The organism is Hypnocyclicus thermotrophus (assembly GCF_004365575.1).
Classification (GTDB): Bacteria; Fusobacteriota; Fusobacteriia; order Fusobacteriales; family Fusobacteriaceae; genus Hypnocyclicus; species Hypnocyclicus thermotrophus.
On sequence record NZ_SOBG01000005.1, the window covers coordinates 24,371 to 35,810 of the forward strand.

The 11,440-nt window shown below is 25.7% G+C and carries 10 protein-coding genes; all 10 read right to left on the bottom strand.

What is annotated here, in order from left to right:
• Positions 1-40: 40 nt before the first annotated feature.
• The 10 genes from EV215_RS06205 to EV215_RS06250 all read right to left on the bottom strand — a co-directional run bounded on the left by EV215_RS06205 (position 41) and on the right by EV215_RS06250 (position 11,391).
• Positions 41-961 carry a PTS sugar transporter subunit IIA gene (locus EV215_RS06205; RefSeq protein ID WP_134113139.1) on the bottom strand — a complete coding sequence of 307 codons (921 nt, stop codon included), beginning with the start codon at positions 959-961 and terminating at the stop codon, positions 41-43.
• A 148-nt stretch (positions 962-1,109) separates the two neighbouring features.
• Complete coding sequence (locus tag EV215_RS06210) at positions 1,110-2,408, bottom strand: ArsB/NhaD family transporter (protein WP_134113140.1); 1,299 nt, start codon at positions 2,406-2,408, stop codon at positions 1,110-1,112.
• 127 nt (positions 2,409-2,535) lie between these two features.
• On the bottom strand, positions 2,536-3,834 hold the full coding sequence (locus tag EV215_RS06215; RefSeq protein WP_134113141.1) for an ArsB/NhaD family transporter: 1,299 nt from the start codon (positions 3,832-3,834) through the stop codon (positions 2,536-2,538).
• Between the two features lie 265 nt (positions 3,835-4,099).
• Positions 4,100-6,601: a DegV family EDD domain-containing protein gene (locus tag EV215_RS06220; RefSeq protein WP_134113142.1), complete on the bottom strand. Its 2,502-nt coding sequence runs from the start codon at positions 6,599-6,601 to the stop codon at positions 4,100-4,102.
• Between the two features lie 34 nt (positions 6,602-6,635).
• On the bottom strand, positions 6,636-7,154 hold the full coding sequence (locus EV215_RS06225; RefSeq protein WP_134113143.1) for a KdsC family phosphatase: 519 nt from the start codon (positions 7,152-7,154) through the stop codon (positions 6,636-6,638).
• 15 nt (positions 7,155-7,169) lie between these two features.
• On the bottom strand, positions 7,170-7,715 hold the full coding sequence (locus EV215_RS06230; RefSeq protein ID WP_134113144.1) for a cupin domain-containing protein: 546 nt from the start codon (positions 7,713-7,715) through the stop codon (positions 7,170-7,172).
• 15 nt (positions 7,716-7,730) lie between these two features.
• Positions 7,731-8,927 carry a CinA family nicotinamide mononucleotide deamidase-related protein gene (locus tag EV215_RS06235; RefSeq protein ID WP_134113145.1) on the bottom strand — a complete coding sequence of 399 codons (1,197 nt, stop codon included), beginning with the start codon at positions 8,925-8,927 and terminating at the stop codon, positions 7,731-7,733.
• Between the two features lies 1 nt (position 8,928).
• Positions 8,929-9,300: a response regulator transcription factor gene (locus tag EV215_RS06240; RefSeq protein ID WP_134113146.1), complete on the bottom strand. Its 372-nt coding sequence runs from the start codon at positions 9,298-9,300 to the stop codon at positions 8,929-8,931.
• Positions 9,301-9,313: 13 nt separating this feature from the next.
• Positions 9,314-10,900: an ATP-binding protein gene (locus EV215_RS06245; protein ID WP_134113147.1), complete on the bottom strand. Its 1,587-nt coding sequence runs from the start codon at positions 10,898-10,900 to the stop codon at positions 9,314-9,316.
• Complete coding sequence (locus EV215_RS06250) at positions 10,885-11,391, bottom strand: phosphatidylglycerophosphatase A family protein (RefSeq protein WP_134113148.1); 507 nt, start codon at positions 11,389-11,391, stop codon at positions 10,885-10,887. The genes EV215_RS06245 and EV215_RS06250 overlap by 16 nt, the downstream gene beginning before the upstream one ends.
• Positions 11,392-11,440 lie beyond the last annotated feature (49 nt).

The window sequence follows — 11,440 nt, forward strand, 5'->3', positions numbered from 1 at the left end:
TTTTTTTATAATTATACTTTGTTAACTAAGTTAATTATTTTTAGATATGAAGTACCTTTTTAATTATATCTTTTCTAAGTATCATACCATAAAACTTATTATCTTCTACTACATAAAGTCTTGTAGCACTTTTAGTCACCATTAAATAACTAAGTTCCATAATAGGTGTTTTTCTAGTTACAGTAAGTACGCTCTTTCTATATAATTCATTTACTTTTACAGTGTTTTCATTTTTAAAATAATCTTCAAATGGTTCTCCTGTAGCTAAAAAACTCATATCACCAAGTAATGACATGTATTTAGGAAGTCCATATTCTATAAGCTCTCTTGGTGTTATCTCTCCTATAAAATTATCAAACATATCAAATACTGGAAGTCCAGGAAGATCACTTATTACAAGTTTACTTGCTACATCTTCAAGAGTTTCATTCTCATATACTCTCTCAACATCTTTTATCATTATATCTTCAGCTGTAATTGTATCTTTTACATCTTTTTCATACTTTTTAATATATTTTAATATCTTATTTTTATCTATTTCTATATCTATTTTATCTAAAAACTCTTTTTGATTTACAAGTTTACTTATAGCTGACATCAATTTTAAAACAAGTTTATTTTTATTTTTTGATGCAAGTATCAAAAACATATATTTTATATCATCTTCTTTATGAATAGCTGCTATTTCATATTTTATTGGTTTTTTTACTCTTACTAAAGCTACTAATATATCATCATAACCACCTAATCTTCCATGAGGAATCATTACCCCATTTCCTATCGCTGTAGATATTTCGTGTTCTCTTTTTAAGACTGTTTCTGTAACTTCCTTTTCTATTGATACTAACTTTTTATCAACTTTAGCTAATTCATCTATAGATTTTTTTATTAAACTGTCTATATCATTTGAATCTATATCTAAAAATATAAATTCTTCTGTCATATAAGTAGATAATTTCATTACGTAACCCCCTTTATTTTATTATTATTTTTTTAATTACATATTTTACCAATTCAAATTATTACTGTCTTTTTATTCAATATAAAAACTAAATATTATTCTCTTTAAATATAAGCTATCTTTTCTCTTATTATATTTTTTTATTCTTTTATAAATATCTCCAATAAATATAAATATTAGATACTATTACTGTTAATATAGTAATCAATACTCCATATTTTAAAAATTCAAAAAAACTTATTTTTCTTCCACTTTTTGCTGCTATTCCAGTAGCTACAACATTTGCAGATGCTCCTACTATTGTTGCATTTCCTCCAAAACATGCCCCTACTGATAATGCCCACCACAATGCATATTCTATTGTTTTTTTTGTTAATTCTGGATGTAATTTCATTATATTTGGTATAAGTTCATTTTTTATTAAGGGAATAATTGTTGTTGTATACGGTATGTTATTTACAATAGCAGAAACAAATGTAGATATCCAAAGAATGAGTGCAGATGTTATTTTTAAATTTCCATGTGTTACTTTTATCATTTTTTGTCCTAGTATTTTAAGTACTCCTATTTCTACTACTCCTTGTACTAAAATAAATAATCCTATAAAGAAAAACAATGTTTTCCATTCAACAGTTTTAAAAATTTCTTCTGGATCTTGTTTTGCTATTATCATCAATACTACTGCACCAGACATTGCTGTAGCTGCAATTCCAAAATTTGTAATAGAATTAGTTAAAAATCCTAATATTACTAATCCCATAACTATACCAGATTTCATTAATATTTTATTATCTCTAAGTGCTCTATTCGGATCTATTTCCATAATACGAGCTTTTAGATCTCTGGATACTTTCATTTTTCTTCCAAATAAAAACCAACTGATTATTATTAAAAATAACATATCTATTAGTACAAGTGGTCCCATATTAAACATAAATTCATTAAATGATATTTCTCCAGCTGTTGCTATAAGTATATTAGGTGGATCTCCAATAAGTGTTGCTGCTCCCCCTATATTTGATGCAAATACTTCCATTAATAAAAATGGTATTGGATCAAGTTTTAATTGCTCAGTAAGTATTATAGATACTGGTACTATAAGCATTATTGTCGTTACATTATCTAAAAATGCTGAAAATAAAGCTGTAGCTAACATAAGTAATATTAATAAAAGAAATGGTTCACCTCTAACAAATTGTGCTAATCTTATTGCTACCCATTGAAAAACTCCTGTTTCTGACATAATATGTACTATTATCATCATTCCAATAAGTAAAAATATTACTTCCATGTCAATTGATTCAAAAGCTTTTTCTTCTGATATTATTCCTACTGCTATCATTAAAAAACCACCCAGTAGTGCCGAAAGAGTATCTGGAATTTTTTCTGATACAATTAATGCAAAAGTTAAAATAAATATAATTACTCCAATTAAAAATTGTGTCATTTTGTTGCCTCCTTAATTATCTATATAAATTTTTTGTGAACATTTTTAATACTTATTTTTTTATAAAAAAATTTTAATTATATAATTATACTACTCTAGAATATGATTTTTTTCAAATAAAATGTTTTTATAAATATCTAACATATATATATATTGTTGAAACAATTATTGTAATTAATGTTATTAAAATTCCGTATTTTAAAAATTCAAAAAAATTTATTTTTCTTCCACTTTTTGCTGCTATTCCAGTAGCTACAACATTTGCAGATGCTCCTACTATTGTTGCATTTCCTCCAAAACATGCTCCAGTTGATAAAGCCCACCATAATGCATACTCTATTGTTTTTTTTGTTAATTCTGGATGCGATTTCATTATAGAAGGTATCATTTCTTTTTGTATCATTGGAATCAATGTCGTTGTATAGGGTATATTATCAATTACTCCAGAAACTATACCTGATAACCATAAAATTAAAATAGAGGTTATTTTTACGTCATTTTTTGTCATTTCTAATAATTTTTCTGCTAAAATTTTAATAATACCAATTTCAACTACTCCTTCTACTAACATAAATAACCCTATAAAGAAAAATAATGTTTTCCATTCTACTGTTTTAAATACTTCTTCCGGTTCTTTATTTATAAGTATCATAAGAATTACTGCACCAGCTAATGCTATTACTGCTATTCCTATATGAGTAAATGTATGTGTTACAAATCCTAATATAACAAAAAACATAACTAATGCTGATTTCCATAAAATATTCTTATCTTTAAGAGCTTTATTTGGATCTATATCCATTATTTTAGCTTTTAAATCTCTTGATACTTTCATTTTTTTTCCAAATAAAAACCAACTAATAATAATAAGTAATATTATATTAATTATTACTAATGGACCCATATTAAACATAAATTCATTAAAATTAAGTTTTGCTGCTGTTCCTATTAAAATATTAGGAGGGTCCCCTATTAAAGTAGCTGCTCCTCCTATATTTGATGCGAATATCTCCATTAATAAAAATGGTATTGGATCAACTTTTAACTGTTCAGTAAGAATTATTGATACCGGCACTATAAGTAAAATAGTTGTAACATTATCTAAAAATGCTGAAAATATAGCGGTTATCCAGATTAATAACACTAATAATAAAAATGGTTCTCCCTTTATAAATTGAGCTAATTTTATCGCTATCCACTGAAAAACTCCTGTTTCAGACATAATATGTACTATTACCATCATTCCAATAAGTAAAAATATCACTTCTAAATCAATTGCTTCAAAAGCCTTTTCCTCTGATAATATTCCAACTAATACCATTAATATACCACCAAGTAGTGCCGATAACGTATTTGGTATTCTTTCAGTAATAATCAATACAAAAGTTATCACAAAAATTAATGCCCCTATGATTACTTGATCCATTTTCCCTCCTTAATTTTTATATAAATTTTACTTAATACATCTCTAAATTTAAAATAATTTAAATTTTCATTATATTATATATTACTATGAACTTATTATGTTTTTCAAATAAAATATTTATATAATGACTTAAATCCATTTGAAAATTTCATATAACTTTCATATTCTAAAAATAAAAAACACTCCTTCTCATAGTATACAGTTTTATTATTTTAACTATCTACTACAAGAAGGAGTTATTATATTAATTTACTAATTTTAACTTTTATGAAAGTTTTGGAAACATTACTACTCCATAAATAGGTCCAGAATGTGAACCAACTACAGGTCCTATATTTATTTTTCCTCTACAATCTACTTTAGCCTGTTTCTCTAAAAATACTCTTATTTTTTCAGCATTTTCAAACTCTTCTGTTGCTCCACCCCATATAGGATATGCAATTATTGAATTATTTTTCAATTGTTCTTTTATAAGTCTTTCTATTTTTTTCAATGCTGCTATTTCTCCTAGTACTTTACCGTAAGAACTTACTTCTCCATCATCTATTTTTAAAATAGGCTTTAATTTTAGTACTCCACCTATTGCTGCAGAAGCTTTTCCTATTCTTCCACCTTTTTCTAGATATTTTAAATCATTTACTATAAAATAAACTGATGATTTTTCTCTAGCTATTTCTAGCCAACTTACTATATTTTCAAAGCTCTCTCCTTGTTTTGCTCTTTTAGCTGCTTCTATTACTAAATGTCCTTGAAGTATAGTTACAGCTTTACTATCTACTATTTGTATATCTTTTTCTCTTCCTGTCATTGTTCTAGCTAATTTTGCTGATTGTTGTAATCCACTCATTTTACTAGACATATGTATAGAAATTATTTTTTTATAACCTTTTGCAAAAAGCTTATTATACATATCTCTCATTTCAGCTGTTGAAGGATGAGCTGTTTTTGACATTTCTCCATTTAATATTTTTTCCCAAAATTCTTCTGATTTTAATTCAAAAAAATCTTTATAACTTTCTTTTCCAAAGTTTACTATAATTGGAAGAAGATTTATATTATATTGATCTATGAGATCTTTTGTTATATCTCCAGCAGAATCTGTAACAATTGCTATTTCTGGTAAATTTGGATCTCTATTTTCTATATATATATAATAATTATAGTTTTCTTGCTGTCCTTCATATACTTCTATATCTATTTCAGGAGATAAAAGCATATCATTTCCTTCTTTTGTAGTGTGTTTACCTTTTACCGCAAAAATTCTAAGAGTATCTTTTGTTATATTTTCTCTATAAATATCACTTATAATCTCTTCTAATCTTTCATTTGTATATTTTAATTTCCCATCTACAAGAGCTATATAACTTCCTTTTTTAATAGTAAGTCCATCAGCTTTTGTATCTCTTACTGCTATCGTTATCTCTATAGATTTATTTCTATGTGTATTAGCTACTATCTCTTTTAAATCTTCTTTTCTATTTTTAAGTACATAATATCCTTCTAACATAGTTCTTGTTTCAAATAATATTACATTTTTTTTAGATCTTTCACACACAAGATTAGCTGTTGATATTATATTTTTATTGTTTGGTAAAATTATAATTTCTTCAGCTTCAATTTGAGAAATCATTTCTTCTATATCTGATACACTTGGGTTTTTACTTTGTCCCCCAAGAAGAACTCCTGCCGCTCCTATTTTTAAAAATAGTTGTGCCATTTCTATAGTATCCGCAATTGCAACAAATGCTTTATTGTTAATAATATTTAAATTCTCTATTAATATATGTTGATCTACTGTAAATCCTTTTTCATTTTCTCCTACTACAAGACTTCTGTGTTGTTGTGCCATATTATCTATTTTTATATTTGTAAGTTCTCCATACTCTCCGGCTATTTCTAGGGCTTGTCCTGGATTATTTGTATGTATATGTGTTTTTGTTTTTTTACTAGTTTTAGCCACAATCATAGAATTACCAAGTTTTGCAATTCTTTCTTTGTATTCTTCTATATCAAATTCTCCAGCCATTATTATATATTCTGTACAATACTTATACTCTAGATCTTCTTCTACAAATCCAACTTTAGTTTTTCTTTTTGCTTGATTACTTACTATTCTTTCAAGATCTTTTAACATTTCTTCATCTGTAATAGATTTTTCAAATCCTTCCATTAAATAAAAAAGACCTTTTGCTCCAGCATCTACAACTCCAGCTTCTTTTAATTTTGGTAACATATCTATTGTTTTTTCAGTGCTTTCATAAGCTACATTTTTTATAAATGATAAAAAATCTACAAAATTATCTTTATCTTCAGGCCAAGTTTTAGCTGCTTCTGCTATTTCTCTAATAACTGTAAGTATAGTCCCTTCTACAGGTTCAGTTACAGAATTATATGCATATTCTCTAGCTCTATCAAAAGCATGTACTACATCTTTTATATCTAGCTCAGTTTTTCCTATCGCAGCATTTAAAAATCCTTGTAATATTTGAGATAATATTGTACCAGAATTTCCTCTAGCTCCTAAAAGAACAGCTTCTGAAACAGTCTCTATTAGTCCTTCCATTGTCATTTCATCATTTAATTTTATAAGATCATTTTCTATTGCTTGAAGAGTCATTGACATATTTGTCCCTGTATCACCATCTGGTACCGGGTATACATTTAAATCATTTAAGACATCAGCATATTTGGATACCCATCTACTTCCTGCTATAAACAATTTTGCAAGTCTAATTGCTGTTAACACTTTTATATCTAATTTTTCCATAAATATCCTCCAACTCTAACTTATTTAAATAATTTTACTTATTTAAATATTTTTCTATTATATTTTTCCAAAGATTTTTTTCCTTTAAAATATGCTCTATAAATTCTCTTACTGCCCCATCTCCACCATTTTTTGTAGATACAAAATCTACTTGTTCTTTTATAAAATTATCTGCATCATTTGGAGCAGCAGTAAATCCTACTTTTTTTATTGCAGGAATATCATTTATATCATCACCCATATATGCTATTTCTTCATACTTAATATTATATATATTACATATTTCATCAATTTTTTCAAGTTTATTTTTTATCCCTTGATAAATAATTTCAAATTTCAATTCTTTTGCTCTTTTTTCTACAATTTTTGATTCTCTTCCTGTTATTATACCAAACTTAAATCCAAGTTCTCTGGCTTCGACAATAGCAAATCCATCTTTTACACTAAAACTTTTAGTTTCTATTCCATTATTATCATAATATAATTTACCATCTGTTAATGTTCCATCTACATCAAGTATTATAAATTTTATATTCTCTACATTTCTTGACATAAGCTCTCCTTATTTTTAAAATGTTGGTGGTGTTACTACCCACATTACTTTACATGTTTTATTTGTTTCATTTTTAAATTTATGTTTTTGATTTGATTTAAAGTATAGACTATCTCCTTCTTCTAGTGAATAGCATTTTTCATTTATATATACATCTAACTTACCTTCAAGTACAAATACAAATTCTTCTCCTGGATGTTGGTACGATTCTCTTCCACTTTCTCCATATGGTCCTATTTCATAAAGTATTGGCTCCATATCTTTATCTATATTTCCTGATGCTAGTAATGATATTTTAGTATTAGAATCCATGCTTTCCACTGTATCTCTATCTTTTTTTCTTGTAACTATAGCGTCTTTTTTTACTTCTTCGTCTTCTATTAAATAACTTACTCTTACATCTAAACTATTTGCTATTTTTTTTAAGTTTTCAATAGATGGAGATGCTTTTCCTTGTTCTATTTGCGATAAAAAACTAGCTGATAAATCCACTTGCGATGCTAAATCTCTTAATGAAAATCCTTTTTCATTTCTTATTTTTTTTATTTTCTCACCTAACATAACCTTACCTCTTTCTTAAAGTAATTTTAACAGTTCAAAAAGTGCAGTTAACGAAGCTCTTTCTCTAATTTTTTCTCTATTTCCATTAAAATGATGTTTTTTTATATTATAAATATCATCTTTTTTTATGCCTATATATACTGTCCCTACTGGCTTTTCTTTTGTTCCACCATTAGGACCTGCTATCCCTGATACTGCTATTCCAATTTCTGTTTTTAATCCTTTTAACATTTCATACACAGTTTCTTTACTTACTGCTCCATATTTTTTTATTGTCTCTTTTTTTACATTAAGTCTCTCGTGTTTTGCTTCATTTGAGTATACTACTATTCCTTCTGTAAATACTTTAGACGCTCCAGAAACTGATACAAGCTTTGAGGCTATTAATCCTCCTGTACATGATTCTCCCAAAGATATCCTTTTATTTTGTTTTATTAATTTATTTATAACATTTGTCTCTATTCTTTCATTATCTTCACCAATAATATATCCACTTAATTTATTATCTATTTTATTTTTTATTTCATTAACTAAATCAATTTTATGTTTTTCTGTCTGCATCCTAAATATTATACCATAATCTTTTACCAAAAATTCAAAAATAATTTCATTTTCATAATTTTTTATAATATCTAAAATCTCATTTTCTAAAATAGATTCAGCTATTCCCCAAAATAAAATATCTTTTATATATACCTCTTTATTTAAAGAATATTTTTCTTTTAAAAAACTTAAAAATTTAGGAAATAAATTTTTGAGCTCTATTGGTACTCCTGGAAACGCCGCAATTTTATTTATATAAAATCCAGGTGCAATTCCTGGCTCATTATAAAAAACTTCACTTCCTGTTGGTACCATTACTTCTTTTTTATTTTTTTCAAAAATTTTAATATTTCTTAATTTAAACTTTTCTATCATCTTATCATAATGAAATCCATCTATTTCATTTTTAATATTTAAAAATTTTGATATTGCATCTCTAGTAACATCATCAATCGTAGGCCCTAATCCACCTGAAAATATTACTATGTCTGATTTATTATATACATATTTTAATAAATCTATTATCTCATCTATATCATCACTTACTACTGATTTTCCAATTATTGTAATCCCTATTTTATTCAATTCTTCTGCTATATAGATACTATTTGTATCAATCATCATTCCACTTAAAAGTTCAGTTCCTACTAAAATAATATATGCTCTCATTTTATTCACCTAATATTTCTCTTACTTTCAATAAAAGCTCTCTTGGACTAAATGGTTTTGTTAAAAAATCTGTTACATCATATTTTTTCCCTTCTTCAATATAATTATCTTGCCCCTTAGCTGTTAATATTATAAGTGGTATACTTTTCACTTCATCATTTTCTCTAATAAGTTTACACATTTCAAGTCCTGTTAATCTAGGCATCATAATATCAGATATAATTAAATCCGGTTTTTCTTTTATGGATACTTCATACCCTTCTTGTCCATCATTTGCTGATACAACTTCATATTTTCCTTTTTTTTCAAGGTTAAATTTTACTATTTGTAATATATGTTTTTCGTCATCTACTATCAATATTTTTTTGCCCATTTTTTCACCTCTTTTATATTTTAGGTATCGTAAATAAAAACGTCGCACCTTTTCCTATTTCTGATTCTACCCAAATTCTTCCACCATGATACTCTATTATATTTTTACATATAGGTAAACCAAGCCCTGTTCCTCCTACATTTCTTTTTAATATATTATCCGTTTGTTTAAACTTTTCAAAAACCGTTTCAAAATGTTCTTTTGCTATTCCTACTCCATTATCTTTTACCCCTATTAATATATGTTTATCACTATAGTGTTTACAAAATACCTTTATTTCAGTATTTTCATTTGAAAATTTTATTGCATTATTTATTAAATTTAATAAAACTTGTAATATTCTATCTTTATCAAAAGGTATCTCACATTTTTCATCCTGAAATTCTGTTTGTATTATAATATCTTTTTTAGCTGCAAAACTTTCCATATTTTTTACTGCTCTTTTTATAATAGCGTTTATATCATTTATTTTTATTCTAAATTCCATTTTCCCTGCTTCAATTTTAGAAAGATCTAATATATCATTAATAAGTATATTTAATCTATCTGTTTCTTCATTAATAATGGATAAAAACTCTTTCTCTATACTATCTTCTTGAGCCATATCAATAAGTGTTTCAGCATAAGCTTTTATTGAAGTAAGCGGAGTCCTAAGTTCATGCGATACCATAGATAAAAATTCATCTTTTAGTTTATCTATTCTTTTTAGCTCTTTTAGCTCTTTACTTTCCCGTAAGTCTCTTAAAACTATAAGTTTTCCTGCATTTTCTTCTTCAAGTTTAAGAGGTTTTACCCCTACTCCAAATAATATTTTTGTATCTTCATCTATTTTGTATTCTATTTCTTCAGTAATATAACTTTTAATTTCCTTTTTTACTATTCTATTAAGCTTTGTTATAAATTCTATATCAAACTTTGTATTAATTAATTTTTTTCCAAATACGTCTTTTCTTTTTATATTAATTAATTCTTCCATTTTTTTATTGTATACTCTTATTTTTTCTTCGCTATCAAGTACTATTATACCATCATTCATATTTTGAACTACATTATCCATATAATTTTTTAAGGCTTTTAAATTTTGATTTCTTCTTTCTAAATCTTTATACAAAATAACATTTTCAAAAGCTATTGATATTCTACTTGTTACAATTTCTAACACTTTTAATTTATTCTTAGTAAAGTATTCCTCTACATAAATAGTATTTAATATAAACGCTCCTATTATTTTTTCTTGGATTACAATAGGAACAATTACTGAGGTTTTTATTTCTTCAACTTCTTCTTTTAATACAAAGGCTTTTCTCATTTTTCCTGCCCATAATAAAAAGTTTTCACGGAGAATTTTTAATAAATTTTTCTTTAATACATTATTATAATTTTTTTGTTTAGTAATTATATATAAATTTTTTTCTTCGTTGAATTTTACAAATGCTACAGAATGATAATCAATAATTCTCTTAAGCTCCTTTATATAAAGCTCAATAAGTTCATCTTCATTCATATCCATATTAAGATCGTTCTGTATCTCTAAAAATAAATTTATTGTATCTTCATAGGTCTTTTTTATATTTAATTCTAATTCTATATCCCTAGCCATAAATTAACTCCTATTAATATTATATTAGCCACTATTCCTGCTAAAAAATCATCAGCCACTACCCCTACACCATTTTTCATATCTTGTACTTTATCTATAAACAAAGGTTTTGTTATATCAAATAATCTAAATAATATAAATGCTAATACTATATTGATAATAAGTGATAAAATAGTTGTAGGATTTACCATAAATAATGTTGTCATATAACCAAGCACTTCATCAAGAACTACTTGTTGTGGATCTTTTTTATAATAAATTTTTTTTTCTGCAAAATCACACATATATATTGAAATAAAAAATAAAAATATTAAAAATACAAAATATATCATATTATAAATTTTTTCATTCTTTATTATACCACTAAAATACAAAGAATGAAAAATAATATATAACGGAATCGCCCCTAATGTCCCTATTGTCCCTGGTGCTTTTTTACTTCTTCCTGTACCAAACCATTCTAAAAAAAATTGTACTATATTTTTATTCATATTTCATCTCCCTTTATATTTTTATCAACAATTTTATTGAATTTTTTTA

Coding starts and splice junctions, on each gene's coding strand:
- EV215_RS06205 (WP_134113139.1), bottom strand. CDS start 961: ATGAAATTATCTACTTATATGACAGAAGAATTTATATTTTTAGATATA.
- EV215_RS06210 (WP_134113140.1), bottom strand. CDS start 2,408: ATGACACAATTTTTAATTGGAGTAATTATATTTATTTTAACTTTTGCA.
- EV215_RS06215 (WP_134113141.1), bottom strand. CDS start 3,834: ATGGATCAAGTAATCATAGGGGCATTAATTTTTGTGATAACTTTTGTA.
- EV215_RS06220 (WP_134113142.1), bottom strand. CDS start 6,601: ATGGAAAAATTAGATATAAAAGTGTTAACAGCAATTAGACTTGCAAAA.
- EV215_RS06225 (WP_134113143.1), bottom strand. CDS start 7,154: ATGTCAAGAAATGTAGAGAATATAAAATTTATAATACTTGATGTAGAT.
- EV215_RS06230 (WP_134113144.1), bottom strand. CDS start 7,715: ATGTTAGGTGAGAAAATAAAAAAAATAAGAAATGAAAAAGGATTTTCA.
- EV215_RS06235 (WP_134113145.1), bottom strand. CDS start 8,927: ATGAGAGCATATATTATTTTAGTAGGAACTGAACTTTTAAGTGGAATG.
- EV215_RS06240 (WP_134113146.1), bottom strand. CDS start 9,300: ATGGGCAAAAAAATATTGATAGTAGATGACGAAAAACATATATTACAA.
- EV215_RS06245 (WP_134113147.1), bottom strand. CDS start 10,900: ATGGCTAGGGATATAGAATTAGAATTAAATATAAAAAAGACCTATGAA.
- EV215_RS06250 (WP_134113148.1), bottom strand. CDS start 11,391: ATGAATAAAAATATAGTACAATTTTTTTTAGAATGGTTTGGTACAGGA.